Source organism: Thermococcus indicus, assembly GCF_006274605.1.
GTDB lineage: Archaea > Methanobacteriota_B > Thermococci > Thermococcales > Thermococcaceae > Thermococcus > Thermococcus indicus.
The window spans coordinates 736,171-759,285 of sequence record NZ_CP040846.1 but is presented as its reverse complement, the minus strand read 5'-3'; the positions used below and the strand labels follow the sequence as shown (position 1 = coordinate 759,285).

At 55.3% G+C, this 23,115-nt stretch carries 30 protein-coding genes and 2 tRNA genes; 23 read left to right on the top strand and 9 right to left on the bottom strand.

Going from position 1 to position 23,115, the window contains the following annotated elements; all coding sequences use genetic code 11:
• Positions 1–393 precede the first annotated feature (393 nt).
• The 9 genes from FH039_RS04150 (at position 394) to FH039_RS04110 (ending at position 10,072) form a co-directional block, all read left to right on the top strand.
• Positions 394–642 carry a DNA-directed RNA polymerase subunit H gene (locus FH039_RS04150; RefSeq protein WP_014012374.1) on the top strand — a complete coding sequence of 83 codons (249 nt, stop codon included), beginning with the start codon at positions 394–396 and terminating at the stop codon, positions 640–642.
• A gap of 17 nt (positions 643–659) precedes the next feature.
• On the top strand, positions 660–4,028 hold the full coding sequence (locus FH039_RS04145) for a DNA-directed RNA polymerase subunit B (RefSeq protein ID WP_139680314.1): 3,369 nt from the start codon (positions 660–662) through the stop codon (positions 4,026–4,028).
• Between the two features lie 4 nt (positions 4,029–4,032).
• On the top strand, positions 4,033–6,750 hold the full coding sequence (locus FH039_RS04140) for a DNA-directed RNA polymerase subunit A' (RefSeq protein ID WP_139680313.1): 2,718 nt from the start codon (positions 4,033–4,035) through the stop codon (positions 6,748–6,750).
• Between the two features lies 1 nt (position 6,751).
• On the top strand, positions 6,752–7,927 hold the full coding sequence (gene rpoA2, locus FH039_RS04135; RefSeq protein WP_139680312.1) for a DNA-directed RNA polymerase subunit A'': 1,176 nt from the start codon (positions 6,752–6,754) through the stop codon (positions 7,925–7,927).
• Between the two features lie 13 nt (positions 7,928–7,940).
• Positions 7,941–8,249: a 50S ribosomal protein L30e gene (locus FH039_RS04130; RefSeq protein WP_014012378.1), complete on the top strand. Its 309-nt coding sequence runs from the start codon at positions 7,941–7,943 to the stop codon at positions 8,247–8,249.
• Positions 8,249–8,686: a NusA-like transcription termination signal-binding factor gene (locus FH039_RS04125; protein ID WP_014012379.1), complete on the top strand. Its 438-nt coding sequence runs from the start codon at positions 8,249–8,251 to the stop codon at positions 8,684–8,686. The genes FH039_RS04130 and FH039_RS04125 overlap by 1 nt, the downstream gene beginning before the upstream one ends.
• Positions 8,687–8,696: 10 nt before the next feature.
• Positions 8,697–9,140, top strand: a complete 444-nt coding sequence (locus FH039_RS04120; RefSeq protein WP_014012380.1) for a 30S ribosomal protein S12 — start codon at positions 8,697–8,699, stop codon at positions 9,138–9,140.
• 5 nt (positions 9,141–9,145) lie between these two features.
• Complete coding sequence (locus FH039_RS04115; RefSeq protein WP_139680311.1) at positions 9,146–9,793, top strand: 30S ribosomal protein S7; 648 nt, start codon at positions 9,146–9,148, stop codon at positions 9,791–9,793.
• 93 nt (positions 9,794–9,886) lie between these two features.
• Positions 9,887–10,072, top strand: coding sequence for a hypothetical protein (locus FH039_RS04110; RefSeq protein WP_139680310.1), 186 nt, complete (start codon positions 9,887–9,889; stop codon positions 10,070–10,072).
• A gap of 52 nt (positions 10,073–10,124) precedes the next feature.
• Here the strand turns inward: FH039_RS04110 and FH039_RS04105 are convergent, their stop codons facing one another.
• Together FH039_RS04105 and FH039_RS04100 are read right to left on the bottom strand one after the other, a co-directional pair.
• Positions 10,125–10,526, bottom strand: coding sequence for a type II toxin-antitoxin system VapC family toxin (locus FH039_RS04105; RefSeq protein ID WP_240703275.1), 402 nt, complete (start codon positions 10,524–10,526; stop codon positions 10,125–10,127).
• Positions 10,508–10,696: a hypothetical protein gene (locus tag FH039_RS04100; RefSeq protein ID WP_139680309.1), complete on the bottom strand. Its 189-nt coding sequence runs from the start codon at positions 10,694–10,696 to the stop codon at positions 10,508–10,510. The genes FH039_RS04105 and FH039_RS04100 overlap by 19 nt, the downstream gene beginning before the upstream one ends.
• A gap of 104 nt (positions 10,697–10,800) precedes the next feature.
• On the opposite strand from FH039_RS04100, the gene FH039_RS04095 reads away from it, so the two are divergent.
• A complete protein-coding gene (locus tag FH039_RS04095) occupies positions 10,801–11,301 on the top strand; it encodes a hypothetical protein (RefSeq protein ID WP_139680308.1) in 501 nt (166 codons plus the stop codon).
• Between the two features lie 17 nt (positions 11,302–11,318).
• On the opposite strand, the gene FH039_RS04090 is transcribed toward FH039_RS04095, so the two are convergent.
• The 6 genes from FH039_RS04090 to FH039_RS04065 all read right to left on the bottom strand — a co-directional run bounded on the left by FH039_RS04090 (position 11,319) and on the right by FH039_RS04065 (position 15,200).
• Complete coding sequence (locus FH039_RS04090) at positions 11,319–12,437, bottom strand: alkaline phosphatase family protein (RefSeq protein ID WP_139680307.1); 1,119 nt, start codon at positions 12,435–12,437, stop codon at positions 11,319–11,321.
• The gene (locus FH039_RS04085; RefSeq protein ID WP_168188368.1) at positions 12,434–12,769 is read right to left on the bottom strand and encodes a type II toxin-antitoxin system PemK/MazF family toxin; all 336 of its coding nucleotides are present in this window, start codon (positions 12,767–12,769) and stop codon (positions 12,434–12,436) included. The genes FH039_RS04090 and FH039_RS04085 overlap by 4 nt, the downstream gene beginning before the upstream one ends.
• A complete protein-coding gene (locus FH039_RS04080; RefSeq protein WP_139680305.1) occupies positions 12,766–12,963 on the bottom strand; it encodes a hypothetical protein in 198 nt (65 codons plus the stop codon). The genes FH039_RS04085 and FH039_RS04080 overlap by 4 nt, the downstream gene beginning before the upstream one ends.
• Positions 12,964–13,028: 65 nt before the next feature.
• Positions 13,029–14,297 (bottom strand): Nre family DNA repair protein, encoded by a 1,269-nt coding sequence (locus FH039_RS04075; protein ID WP_139680304.1) that lies wholly within the window; start codon positions 14,295–14,297, stop codon positions 13,029–13,031.
• 721 nt (positions 14,298–15,018) lie between these two features.
• A tRNA-Cys gene (locus FH039_RS04070) sits at positions 15,019–15,093 on the bottom strand.
• Between the two features lie 21 nt (positions 15,094–15,114).
• A tRNA-Ser gene (locus FH039_RS04065) sits at positions 15,115–15,200 on the bottom strand.
• A 102-nt stretch (positions 15,201–15,302) separates the two neighbouring features.
• Between FH039_RS04065 and FH039_RS04060 the strand changes: the two genes are divergently transcribed.
• Positions 15,303–15,506: a MoaD/ThiS family protein gene (locus tag FH039_RS04060; RefSeq protein WP_139680303.1), complete on the top strand. Its 204-nt coding sequence runs from the start codon at positions 15,303–15,305 to the stop codon at positions 15,504–15,506.
• A gap of 88 nt (positions 15,507–15,594) precedes the next feature.
• Here the strand turns inward: FH039_RS04060 and FH039_RS04055 are convergent, their stop codons facing one another.
• Positions 15,595–16,794: a pyridoxal phosphate-dependent aminotransferase gene (locus tag FH039_RS04055; protein WP_139681633.1), complete on the bottom strand. Its 1,200-nt coding sequence runs from the start codon at positions 16,792–16,794 to the stop codon at positions 15,595–15,597.
• Between the two features lie 188 nt (positions 16,795–16,982).
• Between FH039_RS04055 and FH039_RS04050 the strand changes: the two genes are divergently transcribed.
• The 12 genes from FH039_RS04050 (at position 16,983) to FH039_RS03995 (ending at position 23,086) form a co-directional block, all read left to right on the top strand.
• Positions 16,983–17,228: a hypothetical protein gene (locus FH039_RS04050; RefSeq protein ID WP_139680302.1), complete on the top strand. Its 246-nt coding sequence runs from the start codon at positions 16,983–16,985 to the stop codon at positions 17,226–17,228.
• Positions 17,225–17,806 carry a lysine exporter LysO family protein gene (locus FH039_RS04045; RefSeq protein ID WP_139680301.1) on the top strand — a complete coding sequence of 194 codons (582 nt, stop codon included), beginning with the start codon at positions 17,225–17,227 and terminating at the stop codon, positions 17,804–17,806. The genes FH039_RS04050 and FH039_RS04045 overlap by 4 nt, the downstream gene beginning before the upstream one ends.
• A gap of 61 nt (positions 17,807–17,867) precedes the next feature.
• Positions 17,868–18,047, top strand: coding sequence for an HTH domain-containing protein (locus FH039_RS04040; protein WP_014788305.1), 180 nt, complete (start codon positions 17,868–17,870; stop codon positions 18,045–18,047).
• A gap of 186 nt (positions 18,048–18,233) precedes the next feature.
• Positions 18,234–18,518, top strand: coding sequence for a 50S ribosomal protein L44e (locus FH039_RS04035; protein ID WP_014012391.1), 285 nt, complete (start codon positions 18,234–18,236; stop codon positions 18,516–18,518).
• Between the two features lie 3 nt (positions 18,519–18,521).
• Positions 18,522–18,719: a 30S ribosomal protein S27e gene (locus FH039_RS04030; RefSeq protein WP_012571194.1), complete on the top strand. Its 198-nt coding sequence runs from the start codon at positions 18,522–18,524 to the stop codon at positions 18,717–18,719.
• 101 nt (positions 18,720–18,820) lie between these two features.
• Entirely contained in the window at positions 18,821–19,648 is an 828-nt protein-coding gene (locus tag FH039_RS04025; RefSeq protein ID WP_139680300.1) for a translation initiation factor IF-2 subunit alpha, read from the top strand.
• Entirely contained in the window at positions 19,648–19,827 is a 180-nt protein-coding gene (locus FH039_RS04020; RefSeq protein WP_058938544.1) for an RNA-protein complex protein Nop10, read from the top strand. Before FH039_RS04025 ends, FH039_RS04020 begins: the two co-directional genes overlap by 1 nt.
• A gap of 1 nt (position 19,828) precedes the next feature.
• A complete protein-coding gene (locus tag FH039_RS04015) occupies positions 19,829–20,629 on the top strand; it encodes a proteasome assembly chaperone family protein (RefSeq protein WP_139680299.1) in 801 nt (266 codons plus the stop codon).
• A 145-nt stretch (positions 20,630–20,774) separates the two neighbouring features.
• On the top strand, positions 20,775–21,389 hold the full coding sequence (locus tag FH039_RS04010) for an energy-coupling factor ABC transporter permease (RefSeq protein ID WP_139680298.1): 615 nt from the start codon (positions 20,775–20,777) through the stop codon (positions 21,387–21,389).
• Positions 21,386–21,634, top strand: coding sequence for a PDGLE domain-containing protein (locus FH039_RS04005; RefSeq protein ID WP_139680297.1), 249 nt, complete (start codon positions 21,386–21,388; stop codon positions 21,632–21,634). The genes FH039_RS04010 and FH039_RS04005 overlap by 4 nt, the downstream gene beginning before the upstream one ends.
• Before the next feature lies 1 nt (position 21,635).
• A complete protein-coding gene (locus tag FH039_RS04000) occupies positions 21,636–22,295 on the top strand; it encodes an energy-coupling factor transporter transmembrane component T family protein (protein ID WP_139680296.1) in 660 nt (219 codons plus the stop codon).
• Complete coding sequence (locus tag FH039_RS03995; protein WP_139680295.1) at positions 22,292–23,086, top strand: energy-coupling factor ABC transporter ATP-binding protein; 795 nt, start codon at positions 22,292–22,294, stop codon at positions 23,084–23,086. Before FH039_RS04000 ends, FH039_RS03995 begins: the two co-directional genes overlap by 4 nt.
• The last annotated feature ends 29 nt before the right edge of the window (positions 23,087–23,115 follow it).

The following is a 23,115-nucleotide window of genomic DNA, read 5'->3' as shown; positions in this document are numbered from 1 at the left end:
AAAAGCGTCAGCGGGCACTGTTTCTTACAAAAAACTGACCAAATTTTACCCACATTTTGATCGGATGTGACAGATGAGCCCGTTAATCAGCCACGTTATGCCATTATCCTAGCACAACTCATGTCAAAATTACAGAAGATTTCGAGCATATGGCCGTTTTTTAGAAAGTTCGAATATCGAACCGACGGCAAACATTTATAAGTCTTTCCCCATGATGATGGACATAGAAGTACATCAAAGTAGCTTTTCGGCATGGAAAACGGTTCTTAAACTTTACGCAACCGATATAAACCCCTACAAGCCAGATACCACTCGAAAAGCTTATATACCGAAACCCGCAGGTGTGAGGTAGTGATAATCGTTCTTAAAAAATGTTAAAGGGGGCAATTCTCGGTGGCGACGAAAAAAGAGTTTGATATATTCACGCATGAGCTGGTTCCCGAGCACAGAATACTGAGCGAAGAGGAGAAGGAGGAGCTCCTCAGGAAGTACAGGATCAGAATCTCCCAGCTTCCGCAGATCAAGGCTTCGGACCCTGCTGTCGTGGCCCTTGGGGCAAAGCCGGGTGACATCCTCGAGATCAAAAGAAAAAGCCCGACGGCGGGTTACTACAACTACTACCGCCTTGTGGTGGAGGACTGATTCTGCGAGGTGAGATTATGGCATCGAGAGGACCAACCGTTGTGGATGTTACTCCTGACGACCTCTGGCTCGTTATGGACGCCTACTGGAAGGAGAGGGGACTCGTAAGGCAGCACCTTGATTCTTACAACGCTTTCATTGAGGGCGGCATGCAGCAGGTCATATACGAGTTCGGCGGACTGAAGCCGGATATCCCGGACTTCGAGGTTAAGTTCGGTAAAATACGCCTGGGCGAACCCGAGTTCCAGGAAGCCCAGGGGCAGAGGAAGCCGCTCTACCCGATGGACGCCAGGATAAGGAACCTGACCTACTCGGCCCCGCTCTACCTCGAGCTCATCCCGGTCATCAAGGGCATCGAGCAGGAACCCGTTGAAGTTCGCATTGGAGAGCTCCCGATAATGCTCAAGTCCAAGGCCTGCAGGCTCTACGGCCTCAGCGACGAGGAGCTCATCAAGCTCGGCGAGGATCCAAAGGACCCGGGAGGATACTTCATCATAAACGGCTCCGAGAGGGTTATAGTCTCCATTGAGGACCTCGCCCCGAACAAGACCCTCGTTGAGCGCGACGAGAGGCAGAACAGGATAATCGCAAAGGTCTTCTCATACAGGCACGGCTACAGGGCGCTGATAACCGTCGAGAGGAGGAAGGACGGAATACTCTACGTCAACATTCCGAACGTCCCCAGGCCAGTTAAGTTCGTCTACGTCATGCGCGCCCTCGGTCTTCTGAGCGATAAAGAGATCGTCGAGGCCGTGAGCGACGATCCGAGGATACAGCAGGTTCTCTTCGACAACCTCGAGGACGCCAGCGACGTGATGAACCAGGAGGATGCCCTCGACTACATCGGAAAGCTCTCCCTGCCCGGCCAGCCGAAGGAGTACAGGCTCAGGAGGGCCGAGCACATAATAGACAACAACCTCCTCCCGCACATGGGCGTTGAGCCGGAGAGGAGGAAGGCCAAAGCCTATTACCTCGGCATGATGGCCCTCAAGGTTCTCGAGCTTTCCCTCGGCCTCCGCGGCGAGGACGACAAGGACCACTACGCCAACAAGAGGCTCAAGCTCGCTGGAGACCTCCTCAGGGACCTCTTCCGCGTCGCCTTCGGTCAGCTCGTCAAGGACATGCAGTACCAGATGACCAAGACCTACCAGAGGAAGGGCGAGCGCTACACCTTCGAGAACATCCAGAGGTTTGTGAGAAACTCCATAAGACCCGATGTCCTCAGCGAGAGGATCGAGCACGCTTTAGCGACCGGTGCCTGGCCCGGCGGAAGGACCGGTGTGAGCCAGCTTCTCGATAGAACGAACTACATGAGCACCCTTTCACATCTCAGGCGCGTCACTTCTCCGCTCAGCAGAGATCAGCCCCACTTCGAGGCGCGTGATCTTCACGGAACCCACTGGGGAAGGATCTGTCCGACGGAGACTCCGGAAGGTCCGAACTGTGGTCTCGTTAAGAACCTCTCACTGATGTCCCAGATAACCACCGGCATCCCCGAGGAGGAGGTCAGGGAGTACCTGAACAAGCTCGGTGTCGTTTCCATCGAGGAGCGCCGCCCGAGCCCCGAACTCTGGCGCCTCTACCTCAACGGAGTTCTCATCGGGACCATAGAGGATGGGGAGTCCCTCGTCCGCCGGATAAGGAGCGACAGGAGAAGCGGAAAGATAAGCGACGTCATCAACGTGGCGATATACCAGGACGAGGAGGTTAGGGAGATATACGTCAACAGCGACGACGGTCGCGTCAGGAGACCGCTCATCATCGTCGAGAACGGACAGCCGAAGCTCACCAAGGAGCATGTCGATGCAATAAAGAGCGGGGCCCTCACCTGGAACGATCTGGTGAAGATGGGCATCATAGAGTACCTCGACGCGGAAGAGGAGGAGAACGCCTACGTGGCAACATGGCCGTGGGAGGTCACGGAGGAGCACACCCACCTTGAGCTCATGCCGGCCGCGATACTCGGTATCCCGGCTTCGCTCGTTCCGTATCCCGAGCACAACGCCGCCCCGCGTAACACCTACGGAGCGGGTATGGCCAAGCAGAGCCTCGGCTTTGGTACCGCCAACTTCAGGATAAGGGTGGACACGCGCGGGCATCTCATGCACTACCCGCAGGTTCCGCTCGTCAACTCACGCATCATGAAGGCCGTCGGTTTCGAGGAGAGGCCCGCTGGTCAGAACTTCGTGGTCGCGGTTCTCAGTTACAGCGGCTACAACATGGAGGACGCCATCATAATGAACAAGGCCTCCATCGAGCGCGGTCTCGGAAGGAGCACCTTCTTCAGGACATACGAGGCCGAGGAGAAGCGCTACCTCGGCGGTCAGACCGACCGCTTCGAGGTTCCCGACCCGACCATACAGGGCTATCTCGGCGAGAAGTACTACCGCCACCTCGACGAGGACGGTATAATCTTCCCGGAGTCAAAGGTCACGGGTAAGGACGTTCTCGTCGGCAGAACCTCACCGCCAAGGTTCCTTGAGGAGCAGAGCGGCCTCGGAGGAATAATACTCCAGGAGAGAAGGGAGACGAGCGTCACCGTCAGGCCGAGCGAGAGGGGCATAGTTGACAAGGTTATCATCACCGAGACCGGCGACGGAACCAAACTCGTCAAGGTGACCACCAGGGACCTCCGCATCCCGGAGTTCGGAGACAAGTTCGCATCGAGGCACGGACAGAAGGGTGTCGTGGGTCTCATCGTTCCGCAGGAGGACATGCCCTGGACCGAGAGCGGAATCGTTCCCGACCTCATCGTCAACCCGCACGGTATCCCGAGCCGTATGACCGTCGGACAGCTCATCGAGGCCATAGGCGGAAAGGTCGCCGCCCTCACCGGAAGGAGGGTCGATGGAACCGCGTTCATTGGTGAGCCCGAGGAGAAGCTCAGGAAGGAGCTTGAGGAGCTCGGATTCAAGCACAGCGGCAGGGAAGTCATGTACGACGGCATAACAGGAAGGCGCCTTGAGGCCGACATATTCGTGGGCGTCATCTACTACCAGAGGCTCCACCACATGGTCGCCGACAAGATGCACGCGCGCTCAAGAGGTCCGGTCCAGGTTCTTACAAAGCAGCCAACCGAGGGTAGGGCCAGGGAAGGTGGTCTCAGGTTCGGTGAGATGGAGCGTGACGTCCTCATAGGCCACGGCGCCGCGATGCTTCTCATAGAGAGACTGCTCGAGGAGAGCGACAAGACCGAGGTATGGGTCTGCGAGAGCTGCGGACACCTGGCACTCGAGGACAAGCGCAGAGGAAAGGTCTACTGCCCGGTCTGTGGAGAGGAAGAGAAGATCAGCAAGGTGGAGATGAGCTACGCCTTCAAGCTGCTGCTCGACGAGCTGAAGGCTATGGGAATAAGGCCGTCCCTCAAGATAACGGATAGGGTGTGATAGCATGCAGTCGATGAAGAAGATCATCGGGAGTATTGAATTCGGTATCCTCTCACCCCAGGAAATCAGAAAGATGAGCGCGGCCGAGATAACCGTCCCCGACACCTACGACGACGACGGCTACCCAATCGAAGGCGGCCTCATGGACAAAAGACTGGGTGTTGTTGACCCGGGACTCCGCTGTGAGACCTGTGGAGCGAGAGCTGGAGACTGTCCGGGCCACTTCGGCCACGTTGAGCTCGCCAGGCCGATAGTCCACGTCGGATTCGCCAAGACCATCCACCGCGTTCTGGAGAGCACCTGCCGCGAGTGCGGAAGGATAAAGCTCACCGACGAGGAGATAGAGGAGTACACCCACAAGTTCACCGTAATGGGCGACAGGAAGAAGGCCAAGGACAGGCTCATCAAGGAGATCCACAAGAAGGCCAAGGAGAGAATGGTCTGCCCGCACTGTGGAGCGCCGCAGTTCCCGATCAAGTTCGAGAGGCCGACCATCTACTGGGAGCTCAGGAAGGACGAAGAGGGCAACGAGTACAGACACAGAATGATGCCGAGCGAGGTCAGGGACAGGCTCGAGAAGATACCCGACAAGGACCTGCACCTGCTCGGACTTCACCCCGAGAAAGCTCGCCCAGAGTGGATGATACTGACGGTCCTGCCGGTTCCGCCGGTCACCATGAGACCGTCCATCACCCTTGAGAGCGGTATCAGAGCGGAGGACGACCTCACCCACAAGCTCGTTGACATCATCCGTATCAACAACCGCCTCAAGTCCAACATCGAGGCAGGTGCACCGCAGCTGATTATTGAAGACCTCTGGGACCTCCTCCAGTACCACGTTACCACCTACATCAACAACGAGACCTCCGGAATCCCGCCGGCCAAGCACAAGAGCGGAAGGCCCCTCAAGACCCTCTCCCAGAGGCTCAAGGGTAAGGAGGGCCGCTTCCGTGGAAACCTCAGCGGTAAGCGTGTCAACTTCTCGGCCCGTACGGTCATCAGTCCCGACCCGATGATAAGCATCAACGAGGTCGGCGTTCCGATGGCCGTCGCCATGGAGCTCACCGTTCCGGAGAAGGTCACCGAGTTCAACTTCGAGAAGCTCAAGAAGATGGTCCTCAACGGGCCCGAGAAGTATCCGGGCGCCAACTACGTCATCGACCCAGAGGGGAGGAGAATCCGCCTCATGGAGAACAACCTTGAGATCATTGCCGAAAAGCTCGACCTCGGCTGGACGGTCGAGAGGCACCTCATGGACGGGGACATAGTGCTATTCAACAGACAGCCCTCACTCCACAGGATGTCCATCATGGCCCACCGCGTCCGCGTTATGCCCTACAGAACCTTCCGCCTCAACCTCTCGGTCTGCCCGCCGTACAACGCTGACTTCGACGGTGACGAGATGAACCTCCACGTGCCGCAGACCGAGGAGGCCCAGGCCGAAGCGAGGATACTCATGGAGGTCCAGAACCACATCATCTCGCCGAGGTACGGAGGCCCGCTCATCGCTGGAATCCAGGACCACATCTCCGGCGGCTATCTGCTCACCCGCGAGGGTGCCTACTTCACCCGCTCAGAAGTCGAGCAGATGCTCATGTTCGCGGGAATCGACATCCGCGAGCTTCCGGAGCCGGACAGGGTGGAGAACGGCGTCGAACTCTGGAGCGGGAAGACCATCTTCTCGCTCGTCCTGCCTGAGGACCTCACCATCTGGTATCGCAACAAGCTCTGCGACGAGCCGGAGCGCTGTGAGGCACTCGAAAAGCTCATCGAGGAGAAGCTCGTTCCCGACCCGGAGGAAGTTAGAAAGCTCGCCTACGACGGCTTCGTCTACATACAGAACGGAAAGCTCCTAAGCGGCGCCATAGACAAGAAGGCCTACGGAAGGGAGGACGGAAAGCTCCTCGACCTCATAGTGAGGGAGTACGGTGTCGATAGGGCGAGACAGTTCCTCGACCAGGTCACCAAGCTCGCCATCTGGACCATCACCCACAAGGGCTTCACCACCGCCATAGACGACGAGGACCTTCCGAGCGAGGCCCTCGACAGGATTCACGAGATAATCCGCGAGGCCGAGGAGAGGGTCAACAGGCTCATAGAGGCCTACAAGAACGGCGAGCTTGAGCCGCTGCCGGGTAAGACCCTTGAGGAGACACTCGAGAGCAACATCATGGCTGTCCTCGCCGAGGCGCGTGACAACGCCGGTAAGGTCGCAGAGCGCTACCTCGGTATGGGCAACCACGCGGTCATCATGGCCAAGACCGGTGCGAGGGGTAAGATGCTCAACATCACCCAGATGGCGGCAATGCTCGGTCAGCAGTCCATCCGTGGTAAGCGCCTCTACCGCGGCTACCGCGGAAGGGTTCTCACGCACTTCAAGCCCGGCGATTTAGGCGCGAGGGCGAAGGGATTCGTCACCAACTCCTACAAGAGCGGCCTTACCCCGCAGGAGTACTTCTTCCACGCAATGGGTGGACGTGAGGGACTTGTCGACACCGCGGTCAGGACCGCCCAGAGCGGTTACATGCAGAGAAGGCTCATCAACGCCCTCCAGGACCTCAAGGTGGACTACGACGGAACTGTGAGAGACCCGACCGGAATCATCGTCCAGTTCAAGTACGGTGAGGACGGCATCGACCCCATGAAGAGCTGGCAGGGCAAGACCGTTGATGTTGACAGGGTCATCCTTAGAACCCTCGTCAAGATGAGGGGAGGTGAGTGAAATGGTCGCAGCGAAGACCATCAAGAGCCTGGTGGACAAGGCAGACCTCCCGGAGAACCTCAGGGAGGAGCTCTACAACAAGCTGGTCGAGTACAATAAGAAGTACAAGCTCAAGAAGGCGGAGATAGAGGCCATCATCGAGGAGACCGTCCGCGAGTACCAGAACGCCCTCGTCGAGCCGGGGGAGGCCATAGGAACCGTTGCCGCACAGTCCATTGGTGAGCCCTCAACGCAGATGACCCTCAACACCTTCCACTACGCGGGTGTCGCGGAAATCAACGTCACCCTCGGTCTGCCGAGAATCATCGAGATCGTCGATGCGAGAAAGAACCCATCCACCCCGATCATGACCGTTTACCTCGACGAGAAGCACCGCCACGACAGGGAGAAGGCCCTTGAGGTCGCGAGGAGGATCGAAGGTACCACCCTGGAAAACCTCGCCCGCGAGATGAGCATCGACATACTCAACTACGAGTTCATAGTGGACATCGATCTGGAGAGGCTTGAGAAGGCCGGTCTGGACATGGAGAAGGTCCAGAGGAAGCTCGAGGGCTCTTTCAAGAGCGCTGAGTTCGAGGTCGATGGATACACGCTCATAATGAGGCCCAAGAAGGTCGGAAAGCTCTCCGACCTCAGGAGACTTGCCGAAAAGGTTAAAAAGCACCGCCTTAAAGGCCTCTCGGGCGTCGGGAAGACCATCATAAGGAAGGAAGGCGACGAGTACGTCATCTACACCGAGGGTTCGAACTTCAAGCAGGTGCTCAAGGTCCCGGGCGTTGACCCTACGAGAACCAGGACGAACAACATCTGGGAGATCGCCGACGTGCTCGGCATTGAAGCGGCAAGAAACGCCATCATAGAGGAAATCGTCAACACGATGCGCGAGCAGGGTCTCGAGGTTGACGTCAGGCACATCATGCTCGTCGCCGACATGATGACGCTCGACGGTGTGATACTGCCCATAGGCAGGCACGGTATAGTTGGGGAGAAGGCCAGCGTGCTTGCCAGGGCCGCCTTCGAGATAACCACCCAGCACCTCTTCGAGGCCGCTGAGAGGGGCGATGAGGACCCCCTCAACGGTGTCGTGGAGAACGTGCTGATAGGGCAGCCGGTTCCAGTCGGAACCGGAATGGTCAAACTGGCAATGAATCTCCCCCTGAGACCGAAAAGGGAGTAGGGAGGTGTGATGTATGGTTGATTTCGCATTCGAGCTTAGGAAGGCAGAGGACACCGGGAAGATAATCATGGGAGCGAAGAAGGCCATCCAGTACGCCAAGATGGGCGGCGCCAAGATGATTATCGTGGCCAGGAACGCGAGGCCGGACATAAAGGAGGACATACTCTACTACGCCAAGCTCAGCGGCATACCGATTTACGAGTTCGAGGGAACCAGCGTCGAGCTCGGAACCCTCCTCGGAAGGCCGCACACCGTTTCGGCCCTCGCGATAATCGACCCCGGTGAGAGCAGGATACTGGCCTTGGCTGGGGGTAAGGAGTAATGCCGCTCAAGCTCAACACCGACCAGATCAAGTTCATAGCGCTCTTCGAGAGCATGACCGGAGCGACAGTGATGGACTGCCTCATCGACACCAACAGGAACAGGCTCATATACGTCATTAAGAAGGGTGAGATGGGACTCGCTCTCGGAAAGAAGGGAGCCAACGTCAAGCGCGTCCAGAACATGCTCGGAAAGGAGATAGAGCTCATCGAGCACTCGGAGAACCCCGAAGAGTTCCTGAGGAACATTTATAAGAGCCTCGGGGTTAAGGTTAAAAAGGTCCACATCACTGAGAAGCGTGATGGTAAGAAGGTCGCCCTCCTCGACATCGGGCCCCGCGACAAGGCCAGGGCTATCGGAAAGGGCGGCCAGAACATCAACCTCGTGAAAGAGTTGATGGAGAGACACCACGGCATTCACGATGTGGTCATAATCTGAGGTGATGATCATGGCTGGAAAGAAGGCCCCGTATGGAGAGTTTGCCGGAAGGAAGCTCAAGCTCAAGAGGAAGAAGTTCCGCTGGAGCGACATCAGGTACAAGAGGAGAGTCCTCAGGCTCAAGGAGAAGAGCGACCCGCTTGGAGGTGCCCCGCAGGCCAAGGGCATCGTCCTCGAGAAGATAGCCGTCGAGGCAAAGCAGCCGAACTCGGCTATGCGTAAGGCCGTCAGGGTTCAGCTCATCAAGAACGGTAAGGTCGTTACCGCATTCACCCCCGGTGACGGAGCTATAAACCACATCGACGAGCACGACGAGGTCATCATCGAGGGAATCGGTGGTCCAAAGGGTGGTTCCGTCGGTGATATCCCGGGAATCAGGTACAAGGTCGTCAAGGTCAACAGGGTCTCCCTCAAGGAGCTCGTCAAGGGAAGGAAGGAGAAGCCAAGGAGGTGAAGTGAATGGCCAAGGCAATCACCGAGAGGTTCTATCAGCCTAAGGAGCTCAAGGTCATGGGCAGGTGGAGCGTTGAGGACGTCGTCGTGAACGACCCGTCCCTCAGGCCCTACATCAACCTGGAGCCGAGGATCCTCCCGCACAGCCACGGAAGGCACGCCAAGAAGTCCTTCGGCAAGGCCAACGTTCACATCGTCGAGAGGCTCATCAACAAGGTCATGCGCAGCGGCGCCAGCGGCCACAAGGTCGGCGGCCACTTCATGAGGCGTGAGAGCCGCTCCCTCATGAGCAAGAAGATGAAGGCCTACGAGGTCGTCAAGGAGGCCTTCATGATCATCGAGCGCAGAACCAAGCAGAACCCGATACAGGTTCTCGTCAGGGCCCTTGAGAACTCCTCCCCGAGGGAAGATACGACCACCATCGCCTTCGGTGGAATCCGCTACCACATGGCCGTTGACGTTGCCCCGCTCAGGAGGCTCGACATAGCCCTCAAGAACATCGCCCTCGGTGCGAGCGCCAAGTGCTACCGCAACAAGACCAGCTACGCCCAGGCCCTCGCCGAGGAGATAATCGCGGCTGCCAACAAGGACCCGAAGAGCTTCGCCTACAGCAAGAAGGAAGAGATCGAGAGGATCGCCCAGTCCTCACGCTGAGGGCTGGAGGCTTTCTCTTACCCTTCTGCTTTTCTGCCCACTTTCTTGGAAAAGTTTTTGTAATTGATGGGTGATTTTTCCCGGGGGTTGAGTTTGGGAAAGCAAAAGTTTCATGCTCTCGACTTTGGAGATGAAATCTTTCTCCTCCCAATTGATGAGAAGGTTGAGCTCTGGGGAATTTTGAAGCTTGACAAATCTGCCAAGGAGATTATGAAGGAAATCCGCGAGGAAGAGAAGGAGTTTGAAGAACGCAAACTCCACCGCCTTGGGCTGCTCTAAATCCTTTCCCAGACCCAACGACGTTGAAATTGACATAAGAAGGTGAAGAAAGCTAACTCCTATCAACCTTTTCGAAGGGGTTGTATATCCTCAGGCCCTCAATTTTCTCGAAGTCCTTAACGTTCCTCGTCACCAGCGTGAGGTTGTACCTCAGGGCGGTAGCAGCGATAACTGCATCGGGGAGCTTTATGCTCACCCTCCGCCTGAGTTCGATGGCAACCTCCGCTATCTCGTCGGTAAGTGGTATAACATGGGCGAAGCTTATGAACTCCTTTGACTTCTCAAAGCCCTCTGGAGTGTGCCCCTTCCAGCCGAGGAACTCAATCTTCGTGATTATTGAGACGTTAAAGCTCTTCCTCAGGATTTCCTCTACTTTAGGAAGCTCCCCCTCCGGGATTGCGTCCGCGAGGTAGTAGATGAGGACGTTGGTGTCAATCAAAAATCCCTCTCCCATTCCTCCCTCAGCTCCCTGAGGCTCTTCCCAAGGTTCTTTCTGCCCCTGTAAATGCCCCGGTACTTTGACGGCTCAAATAACTCCGCCTTAACTTTCTCCCAGAGTTCGGGAGGGATTATAACGCCCTTAATTCTCCCGTGCTCGTCGTAGATGTATTCAACACCCTCCATGCTCACACCTGAATGAATTTTGTCCCGTGCCTATTTAACCCCTTCGCCCAGTATTATACCCTCCGGGAGGAGGGAAATACATAAATACCCGGAGGGAGGAGGAAATGGAACTTCGGGACTACCTGATGCCGGGGGAGTATATTCTTGGAATCATGCAGAAACTGGAAATAAATAATGGTAAGTTTCATAACATCGCAGTAACGAACAAGAGGTTCATTCTATTTAACACAAAAAAGAGGGGTTTTCTAAGGAAAGTCCAAGAAATCACAAAAATGGAGTCGTTATCTTTTGAAAACAGCTGTGGAATACGTATAGAATGGAGAAAGAGAGGGTTAAAAACACAGATGATAATTCTGTACGTATGTGCAACGATATATCCTCGCTCTTCTCAGAAAGTAGGGTGTACTAGTGCAGGCAGCGTGATAATCACAAGTTCTTCTATCGGAGGCACTTCACCAGATGAGGTACTAAACATGTTGATAAACATATTTAATTCCCTATTTAACTCCTTAGTTACTGAAAAAGTGGTCTGGGATGAGGAAATTAACAAGGAGGAGTCCAAATACAATGCTGTTTACATCTTCAATAATTGCGAGAAGACATGAGAAAACCTCGCTTTCCTCTAAACCAAACTCTTCCCCACCATATTCCCCGGCTTTTCTAAGCCAAAGAACTTCAAAACCGTCGGCGCTATGTCCATGAGGCTCGCGTTTTCAAGCTCAACCTTCTCGAATCCCCAGAGAATCAGCGGAACTTTCAGGACTGGCTCGTTCATCGAGCCGTGCATCCCCTTAACCCAGTGGCTCACTCCCTTTACCCCCTTGCACATCCTGTGGGAGCAGAACCAGTAACCGGGCTTGGCAGAAACTATTAACTCGCCGCTGTTCGGGCTGTTGAGGTGCTCCAAATCATCACGAAAGAAGACGGCCTTAACGCCCGGCGCCTTCCTGATGACCTCAAAAGCGTTCTCGGCCTCGTTTGGATCCCTCAGATAGACATGAACCCCACCGCCCGAGGAAACACGCAGCGTCTCAATGCCATTCTTCCTGAGGTAGGTTCTCAGGTTCACCCAGGTGTGAACCTCCTCCTGTCCGTGGTCGGCGAAGATTATGAAGGCGTAGTCGTCCTTCAGTCTCTCCCAGAGGGTTCTCACAGCCGTATCAACGGTCTCAACGGCCTTCATGGCCCCCCCACTCAAGGGGCCGTGGTCGTGGCTCATCCCGTCAATCGAGGCGAAGTGAACGAGGAGCAAATCGGGCCTGCACTCCTCGTAGAGGTAGAGGGCAGAGTTTAAAACCCAGACGTCCTTCCTCCAGTCGCGACCGTGCTGGCGGTACATCTTGTCGCTCGCGAAGAACGGAGGAAAAATCCTCACATCGGTTCCGCTGAAGGGTGGCATTGTATAGCCGGAGACGCTCGCCGTTCTGATGCCTCTCTGTCGGAGGATATCAACGATGGTGGGCGCTTTGATGACCTTATGCGGATTGAATGCCACCTCGTAGTCGTAGAAGTTGACCTTCCTGTCAGTGAGGCGGTCGTAGTAGCCGTTCTCGACGACGCCGTGGTCTTTGGGCCAGACGCCGGTCATCACGCTGGTGTGGACCAAATCAGTGAGCGTTGGGAAGATGGAGTCAACCACCGCAAACTCCCCGCTTTCAGCGAGTTCGCTCAGGAAGGGCATATGCTTGAGGTTGTAAACGCCGTTTCCGTCGAGGCTTATGAGGGCAAGCTTCTTTCTCATGGTTCAAACCCCAAAAGCGAACATATCTTTTGATTTATCTCCTTTTTGAGGAGTGCCCCAATTTCTCCGAGCTCTCCGATAAGGATATCCTTCTGAACTGTCGCTATCTTTGTGAGCCGAACAAAAGATGAAACCTTAAGGCCAGTTAGGTGGAACTCGGGATGAACCTGTTCAATCAGAACGTCGGTTTTAGGGTTATAGTTCTCAACTCTTGAGGAAATAAAGGCGAGTGTAACGTCGTTTCTGTCTTCAAACAGCGCAAGGGCAGGGCGAAGTTTGGTGCCCTTTAGGATTGTAAATGGAAACGGCACAAGGACTATCTTTCCCTTCATCTGTATCTCACCTTAAGGTCTCTCTCAGAATAAAGGTCAGGTTCGTCCTCAAGGAACCCCTTTAGCGATTCCTCCGAGAGCTTCATGAGGGCATAGCTCTCCTCGGTTTCAAGCAACTCATTAAGGAGCTTCTCTATATGCTCAAGTTTCTTCTCAATCCTCATGAGTTCCCTAACAACGTCAACCCCTTCCACGTTATCACCTCCAACCGGTGTCAGCCTGACGTGCACTCATCATCTTCAGTGGGATGGAGTGGTCATCATCCACCTGCTTTCTCTCTGTTGAGGCGGTATAAATTCTTTCCGAGCCATTCGTCTAAAGTTTTCTGCCTCGCGAGGCTTCCGAGGATGTAGCTTCTCGCAAGGTATTTCTCGAAGGGATGTTCGAGGCGCCTCTTTATAGCGTCGAGAGCCTCGTTGAGCGTCTCGAAGCGTCCGATTAAGTTACCCATCGCCTTCTTCACTCCAAGCCGAATCTGCCAAACCCCGACTGGGGCGTAGTACTCAGGGGTGACCTCGCGGAAGACCACTATCCTTGCCTGTCTTCTCCTTGCTCTCAGGGCTTCAAGGACGCTCAGCCTTGCGGCGTGATATGCTCCGGCTGTTTCTTTCACGTACTCCTTTCTTCCCCGGAAGTCCTCGTAGTCATGAATAACGCTGGGCTCGCCAGCCCCGAAGAGAGAACCCTTCAGCCATACCTCCAGAAGCTCGAAGGCATAGCTCTCCGGAATCAGGAGAACAGCGTAGCGGTTTCCAAGGAATCGGTAGAAGTAGACCTCGTAGTCGTTAATCTCTGGATAGTGGAGAATCTCGCGCCTCAGGTTTTTGCCTATGGTGTCCTGGACGGCCGTTATACTCCACCTCGTTGGAACGAGCTTTTTGTCTACCCCGAGAAGTCCAGCCGAGAGGAGTCTTATAATGTAGTACTCGTCGAAGCCCCAGTTATAGAGGCGCATTATGGCCTGCTCGGCTTTCAGCTCGTCGCTGACAACGTAATCCGTCCTCCGCGGAATGCGGGGATTCTCGGTCAGTTCGAAGTCAAGAAGCTCGGCCTTCGGCCCTATAGGTGGGGCAAACTCGCTTGGGAGGACTTTAAGGACGGGCTTTTTCTTCAGCAGAATCTCGCTGTCAACAGGCTTTATCGACATCGCCAGCTCCTGAACCTCGCCGAGTATCCTGCCGCTCCGCCTCACGTGGACATCCGCTTTGGTCTCACCCATGACGAGAAGGGAACGGTAGTAGAGGATGTCCTTTATCGTCTTGTCCTCCCATTTCAGCGGGCTGTCGAGGTGGCTGGTGTTTCCCTCAATCGGCGGCACGAGGGGACCAATTCTAACCTTTGGGTAGCCGTACTCACCAACGAAAATGCTCGGCGGAGAAGAGCCGAATAGGTGGCGTTTGTTCAATCTCTGCTCGACGGTGCGGGCTACCCTGAAGCGTTCAAGAATCGGGCAGGTGGGTCTTCCGCAGAGGAGCTTTCTGCCCTTGCAGACCGCACAGAGTTTTGAGTTGAAGACCGGGGCGCTCATCGAAGGTAAGGTAAGCGGGGAGGTATTTATGGTTTGTTCCCCGGCAAGCTTTGCTTGAGCAAAGGTTGATCAAAAGGGTTTAACTGTTCAAAAAAGGAGTAGTCAAAAGTCGGCATGCTTCTTCAAGAGTTGTGTTTGAAAGGGGTTTGCACTCACGGTGGGAGACTTAATGAGTGTTTGCTTTAAAAGGGCGCCCGAAGGGCGCTCAAACATGAAAACACACTTTGAAATTGCCAATTTAGAAGTCAAACCCCCCAACGAACCAGGTGCAAAAAGCATACCAGCTTTGATGCATCTCTATCGAGCAACCCTGCACAGGCAAAGTTCTAGGAGTGTGGGGGCGTTAGCCCCCCAGTAGTTTAAATAGAAACGGGGTTGTGGGGCGAAGCCCCATCTCGGGGGTTTGAGAGTACAGGAAGCTTTTAGAAAAAGCTTCACCAAAAGTTTGTGATTCGTGGTAAAGCTCCTTTGCAGAAGGGATTTCAAGTCCAAACTCAACCTTTAGAAGGTTGAGTCATCGAAAATAAAGCTTTTTCACGTGGGTTCCACTTGAACCGCGCTCCGAAGGAGCGCCAAAAACGCTTGAACCCTCCTGAAACACTCCTTGGAATAAATCATCTTTCTGTCCAAAAGGAGTTTTCAAAGAAATCCACTCTAGAACACACTTTTCAAAAGGAATCACAAACTTTTGATCAAACTTTTGCCTTGCAAAAGTTTGTTATGGAGCCGGGAGGGGGATTTGAACCCCCGTAAAGCGGATCTGCAGTCCACCGCCTCGCCTCTAGGCTATCCCGGCATTCGACCCGGAGAAAGATTTTGGCGCCGCGGAGGGGATTTGAACCCCTGTGGCCAACGGCCACCGGCTTAGCAGGCCGGCGCCCTACCAGGCTAGGCTACCGCGGCACTCCCGTGCCCAGGTTATATGAGCCGGGGAGGGTTTTTAAGTTTTTTGGCTTCCGGCGGGTTTATAAAAGACTCCCTCGGAGTTCATGAAGGTGGTGAGAGATGATCAAGGTCAAGGTCCTGGGAAGGGGAATCGAGACTGAGGTCGAGTGGCAGAAGGGCATGAAGGTGGCCGACGTTCTCCGTGAGGTCGGATTCAACACCGAGAGCGCCATAGCAAAGCTCAACGGGAGGGTAGCACTTGAAGACGAGAACGTGAAGGACGGCGACTACGTTGAGGTTATCCCGGTAGTTTCCGGCGGCTGATCTCTCTTTTTAATGGTCCTCATCTCCCCCAGTCCTGAAGGGCGAGGCTTGGAGAAGAGGAAAGCCAGGAGAGAAAAAAGACAAGAGTTCACCCAGAAAGCCTCTTTCTCATGAAGGCCTCGAAGTTGTTCATGGCCTCCTCAAGTATCTCAACCGGTGGCAGGAAGACTGCTCTGAAGTGCCACTCGCCGGCGTAGCCAAAACCGGAGCCGTGGACAAAGAGCACGTGGGCCTCATGGAGGGCATCCAAAACGAAGTCCTTGTCGCTCTTCCACTTGGAGCGCTCCTCTATCCTCGGGAAGATGTAGAAGGCTCCCTGGGGCTTGGTGGTGCTTATCCCCGGAATCTCGTTGAGGCGCTTGTAGATGTAGTCCCTCCTCTCCCTGAGTTTAGCCATGTACTCATCGAGGTAGTCCATCGGCCCCGTGAGGCCGGCCACGGCAGCAAACTGAGCTGGTGTATTGGGACACAGCCTTATCCTGGCCATCTTGTCTATGGCCTCTTTTACTTCTGCAAGCCTGTTTTCGGGGTCAACGTAGTAGAAGTAGCCGAGACGCCAGCCGGTGGCAAAGTAGACCTTGGACATGCCGTTCATTACTATAACCGGGACATCCTTCGTGAGAGAACCCGGAGAAACGTGCTTGCCATCGTAGGTCATGAGGTCGTATATCTCGTCGCTTATCACTGGCAGATCGTATTCGCCGGCAAGGTCCAGCATCTCCTTAATCGTCTTTTTCTCGTAAAGAGCTCCCGTTGGATTATTCGGGTTGATTACCGCTATGGCCTTTGTTCTATCGTTAATCTTCTTCCTCATATCATCTATGTCGGGCTGCCAACCATTTTCTTCCACGGTGAGGTACTCGTTGGCGATTCCACCGTAGAACCTGACGAGGCCAACGTAGGGTGGGTAGCTGGGACTCGGGACGAGGATGTTGTCGCCGGGGTTGAGAAGAGCGCCGAATATGAACTGCAGCGCCTCTGTGACTGCTGCGGTAACGCGGACGTCGTCGGGAGCTATGTCAACGCCGTTCTTCTTCCTCTCACGCTCCACTATAGCTTCCCTCAGCTCGGGAATGCCTTCGCTCGGTCCGTAGTAATTGTGCCCATCCTGAATGGCCTTGCAGTACGCGTCCCTCATGTGTTCTGGCGGCTGAAAATCAAACTTGCCCGGATCGCCTATGTTGAGCCTTATTACCTTTATTCCCTTCTTTTCAAGTTCCCTCGCCGGGAGAACAACGTCCCTTATGGCGTATTCGATGCCCATGGCCCGTTCGGATGCACGAATCATGTGAACCACCATTTGAATGATGAATGGTTGTCGTAAAAAACCTTTGCCCGCATAGGTTTAAAAATGCGTGACTGTAACGGGTTAAGGGCGATGACGATTAGCAAGCAAACTGAAAGCTCACGGATGATGACGTGAACACCCTCCGAGCCCCTCGATACATTTATTAACCTTCAGAGGAAGGTTTTTACATGAACATCTTCATCCCACTAATCGCGGGCGTTCTCATAGGCTACGTTCTCCGCAGGAAAGGGCGCAAGGTGAACGTTGACGCCCCCATGAGCGCCGCACTTCTGCTCCTGATATTCTTCATGGGCGTGGAGGCGGGGAAGGTGAAGATAGACGCCCTGTGGCTCATCAGCTCATCCATCGTCTTCGCGGCCCTGACCATAGCGGGAAGCGTTGGAATCGCTCTCATCGTGGGGGGAAGAGAATGAGGTTCCTTGTCTACGTTCTGGTCGCACTGATTGCGGGTATACTCACCGGGCACTTCTATGCCCCTGAATTCGGCAACCTCTACGAGGTCATGCTCTACCTGCTGATACTGATAATCGGAATAGACCTCGGTCAGAGCTTTCGCCTGGGGGAGATCAGGAAGCTCGGAAGGCTGGCCATAAAACTGCCCCTCGGCACCCTTCTGGGCTCGCTCCTCGGAGGCTTCGCAGCTTCCCTTCTCCTGGGGATAGAACTCAGGTGGGGGCTTGCAGTTGCCGCCGGCTGCGGCTGGTACAGCATCACCGGCCCCCTGATAGCTCAGTACTCTGCCGTCTACGGCACCCTCGGCTTTCTGGCCAACCTCACCAGGGAGATATTCACCGTCCTCCTGTACCCCGTCGCCATCGGGAAGATGCGAAAGGAACTGGCGGTTTCCATGGGCGGCGCAACCACTATGGACACGACGCTGCCGATAATGACGAAGTTCGGGGGCAGCGAGGTCGCGCTTATAGCCTTCGTCCACGGCTTCGTTCTCACCGCGCTGGTGCCGTTCGTGGTCCCGTTCATACTACAGTTCTGACCAATAATCTTTTAAGTTCAAACGTCTTAGGTTCTATTGACAAACCCATGGGGTGACGAAGATGGCAGAGGTTGAACTCGTTTTCAAGGTTTTGAAGGAGGCCGGAAAGCCCCTCAAGAGCAAGGAGATAGCAGAGCTCGCTGGAATCGATAAGAAAGAGGTAGATAAAGCCATTAAGGTTCTCAAAAAGGAGGGCAAAATCATCTCACCGAAGCGCTGCTACTACGCACCCGCCGAGTGAGGGCATTTCCGCCCGTTCTTTTCCCAATTCAACTTTATACTGGGTGCCCGTGGTTCGCGCAAGCAAAAACTTTTTTAAAGCCTCGCGGCTACCGGGGTTTGCAGGCACTATCATGCCTCACGGCTCGGGGGTGTCCGAGGCTGGGGCGAGTAGGAACCCACCGGGCCTCTGCGTGGAGGTGAGAGAATGAAGTATCCGAAGCAGATAAGGACTTACTGCCCCTACTGTAAGAAGCACACTATCCACAAGGTCGAGAAGGTCAAGAAGAGACCGAGGAGCGAGCTCAGCCAGGGCCAGAGGCGCTTCCGCAGGATCATGAAGGGTTACCGCGGTTTCCCAAGGCCGAACCCGGCCGGAAGGGAGAAGCCGGTCAAGAAGCTCGACCTCCGCTTTAGGTGCACCGTCTGCGGCAAGGCCCACACCAGGGGACAGGGCTTCCGCGTTAAGAAGTTTGAGCTGGTGGAGGTGTGATCCATGGCGCTCCCGAAGAACCTTATCCCGATGCCGAGGAGCAGGTTCCTCCGCGTCAAGTGCATCGACTGCGGCAACGAGCAGATAGTCTTCAGCAACCCGGCAACCACCGTCCGCTGCCTCGTCTGCGGCGCGACCCTCGTCGAGCCGACCGGCGGAAAGGGCGTCATCAAGGCCAAGATACTCGAGGTTCTCGAGTGAACCTTTCCCTTTCCTTTGCCTCCGTGCCCGGAGGCTTCTGCTAAACTTTAAATACCTCTTTTCGTAACTTACCCAGGCAGAGAAAATTAGAGGTGGTTGTAATGCCGAGGAAAGCCAAAGAGTACCCCGAAGAGGGAGAGTTCGTGGTTGCTACCGTCAAGAGCATTCACCCTTACGGTGCATTTCTCAAGCTCGACGAGTACCCCGGAAAGGAGGGATTCATGCACATAAGCGAGGTCGCCTCCACCTGGGTCAAGAACATCAGGGACCACGTTAAAGAGGGCCAGAAGATAGTCGCCAAAGTTATACGCGTTGACCCGAGCAAGGGGCACATTGACCTGAGCCTCAAGAGGGTGAACCAGCAGCAGAGGAAGGCCAAGCTCCAGGAGTACAAGCGCGCCCAGAAGGCCGAGAACCTCCTCAAGATGGCGGCCGAGAAGATAGGGAAGGACTTCGAAACGGCCTGGCGCGAGGTCTGGGTTCCCCTCGAGGAGGAGTACGGCGAGGTTTACGCCGCCTTTGAAGACGCCGCCCAGAACGGCATGGACGTCCTCAAGGACCTCATCAGCGACGAGTGGGCGGAGGCCCTGAAGCCGATAATCGAGGCCTACGTCGAGATTCCAACCGTTACGATCGACGCGGAGTTTGAGATAACGGTCCCGAAGCCCGACGGCATCGAGATAATCAGGGAAGCCCTCATAAGGGCCCGCGACAGGGCCAACGAGGAGAAGGAGATAGACGTCAAGTTCTCCTACCAGGGAGCACCGAGGTACAGGATAGACATCACCGCCCCGGACTACTACAAGGCGGAGGAGGTCCTTGAGAACATAGCCGAGGAGATACTCCGCGTCATAAAGGAAGCCGGCGGTGAAGCGACGCTCATCAGGAAGGAGAAGCGCATTAAGAAGGTTAAGAAGAGGGGTTCATGATGCACTTCCGGATCAGGAAGTGCCCCGGCTGCGGGCGCTACACGCTGAAGGAGATATGTCCCGTCTGCGGTGAGAAGACCAAGGTGGCACATCCACCGCGCTTTTCACCGGAGGACCCCTACGGCGAGTACCGGAGAAGGCTGAAGCGCGAGCAGCTGGGCATAGCAGGGAGGGATTGAGATGAAGGAGTCCGTGATTCACGTCTACGAGAGGCCAGAACTCAGGGACCCGGTCTTCATAGAGGGTCTCCCCGGGATAGGCCTGGTCGGAAAGCTAGCCGCGGAGCACCTCATTCAGGAGCTCAACGCGGTCAAGTTCGCAGACCTCTACTCACCACACTTCATGCATCAGGTTCTCATAAAGAAGAACTCCGTCGTTGAGCTCATGAAGAACGAATTCTACTACTGGAAGAACCCCGACGAGAACGGCAGGGACATCATAATCATCACCGGCGACCAGCAGGTTCCGCCCACCGACAGCCCCGGCCACTTCGAGGTCGTGGGGAAGATGCTGGACTTTGTCAATGAGTTCGGCGTCCGCGAGATAATCACAATGGGCGGCTATCAGGTGCCCGAACTCCAGGGGGAGCCGAAGGTTTTAGCGGCGGTAACCCACGAGGAACTGGTTGAGTACTATCAGAGAAAGCTTGAGGGATGCAGCGTTGAGGTTATCTGGCGCGAGGACGAGGGGGGAGCGATAGTCGGTGCCGCGGGTCTCCTGCTTGGCATGGGCAAGCTCCGTTCAATGTACGGCATAAGCCTTCTCGGCGAGAGTCTTGGCTACATCGTGGATGCCAAGGCCGCAAAGTCCGTCCTCTTGGCTGTGACCAAAATCCTCGGTCTTGAGCTCGACATGACCGCCCTCGAAGAGCGCGCCAAGGAGACGGAGGAGATACTCAGGAAGGTCCAGGAGATGCAGAGGGCCATGCTGGAGCAGCAGATGCCCCCCACCCCGGAGGAAGAGGATAGGGGCTACCTCTGACCCCCACTTATCCCCTTTTCTTGATGTCTCATCTAAAACGCCGTTTCAGACCTTTGGTTGGTAATACGCGGTTTAAAAAACACTTTTATTTCGTGCTACTCTTTATTCAATCGATAGCACAACAAAACCACCGGAGGTGTTTAGGTTGCATATCCCGGATGGACTGTTGAGTACACCCGTTATAGTCATAACCTACGCAATGACGATAGCCGGAATAGCCTACGCGGTACGGAAGCTGAAGGACTTCCCGGAGGAGAAGATACCCCTCCTGGGCCTCTTCGCGGCGGGTATATTCGCGGCGCAGATGGTCAACTTCCCAATAATAGGAGGAGTAAGCGGCCACCTGCTTGGGGCTACGCTGGTTGCCATAATGCTCGGGCCCTATGCAGCTGTTATCGTCATGACGGCGGTTCTGCTCATACAGACGCTCCTCTTCGGGGACGGAGGAATAACCGCGATAGGGGCCAACATCCTCAACATGGGGCTTATTGGAGCGTTCATAGGCTACGCGGTTTACACGAAGCTCAAGGGCATCAACGAGACCTTCGCTATAGCCCTCGCCTCATGGCTCTCCGTTGTCTTAGGGGCAACCCTAGCGGCGGTTGAAATAGGTCTCAGCCACAGACTCCCCTTCCTCAAGGTCCTCACCCTGATGGCAGGCTACCACTCGATAATCGGAATCGGCGAGGCGATACTCACCGTCCTGATAGTCTACGCCGTAAGGGCAAAGCTTCCATCAATTGAGGGGGTGCCCGCATGAGGACGATTTTTAAAGGCCTGATAATCATAGCCGTCGTGCTGGCGATAGTGTTGCCCCTCGCATCGAGCAACCCAGATGGACTGGAAGCAACGATGGAAAAGGTCGGCCTTGAGGAGAACCCGGTCTATCAAGCACCCCTCGATTACGGTGAAACCTGGGGTCAGAGCGTGATCATGGGCCTGCTTGGCATTGGACTGACCTTTGTGGTTGGCTACGGACTGGCAAAGCTCGCCAAGGGTGCCTGAGGTGTACCTGCCCTTCATTTTCCTTTATGCAATTGGGGTTGTGACGAGAAAGAGCCCAACAGAGCTGGCCTATTTTGGACTCCTTTTCCTGGCGGTTATCCTCATCATGAGACCAAAGAGGAGCCTTTTCAAAAAGCTCGGCTTCCTCCTCGGTTTTGAGGGGCTTCTGTTCATCATGGCGCTCTTCAACCCGGGACAGCCCATTCTGGAAACACCAATCGGCCCGATAACCCACGAGGGGATATACTCCTTCTTCATGCTCCTCGGAAAAGCCTTTCTCTCCGCGGGAACGGCCCTCGTCGTGACTAACTCCGTTGGTTTTTCAAGGATTCTTGCCGAGATGGAAGCGCTGAGATTCCCCCAGATACTCACGCTAACCCTGGCGTTCACCTACCGCTACCTTGACCTCTTCACGGACGAGGCAACGAGAATGAAGCGCGCCCTGGACTCAAGGGCATTTGGTGTGGGAAAGGGGGAGTACTACAGGAAACTCGGCTCCCTCATCGGTGAAGTGTTCGTCCGGGCGTACCTCAGAAACGGGAGAATATACAAATCCATGCTCGCCAGGGGCTTCGGGGAGTTTCCCAGCCTGGAAGAGCCGAGACCCAATGCAAAGACCGCAACCCTGGCCCTGCTCGCGTTAGGAGGTCTGCTGATATGATAGAACTGAAGGATATCCACTTCTCCTACTCAGGCCGAGAAGTGCTTAGGGGGATAACCCTCACGATTGAGAGGGGAGAACTGTTCGGCTTCCTCGGGCCGAACGGAGCGGGAAAGAGCACCCTCATGCTGCACCTCAACGGCATACTCAGGCCGAAGAAGGGCAGAGTCATTGTGGACGGCCTTGACCCTTCAAAAAAGCCGAAGGAAGTACGGAGAAAGGTCGGGATAGTCTTTCAGGACCCCAACGACCAGCTTTTCTCGCCGACCGTGTTCGAGGACGTGGCCTTCGGCCCATACAACCTGGGTCTAAGGGGAGAGGAGCTGAGGGAGCGCGTCATGTGGGCGCTTGAAAAGGTGGGGATGCTCGAATACGCCGAGAGAGAAACCAAGGAGCTGAGCTTCGGCGAGAAGAAGCGGATAGCAATAGCCACGGTCTTGGCTATGGAGCCGGAGGTGATAGCCTTCGATGAGCCCTTCGCCAACCTCGACTTTAAAGGCAAGAAGATTATGAGGAAACTGATAACGGAGCTTAGGGCCGAGGGGAAGACGGTAATACTGGCCTCCCACGAGGCGGATTATCTGGCTCTGTGCGACAGGATAGCCCTGATGGATGGGGGGAGAATAGTCACCGTCGGAACGCCCGAGGAGGTACTCGGAAACCCGGAGCTTCTGAGGGGGCACAACCTTGACGTACCTCCCCTGGCCGAGCTGTTCCTGGGCCTGGGCCTGCCGGTTCCAAGGAGTGTGGAAGAAGGAAGAAAACTGTTAGAAGAGTGGAAAGGCCTATAGTCCACCAAGTTTTTTGACGTTTTTATGTT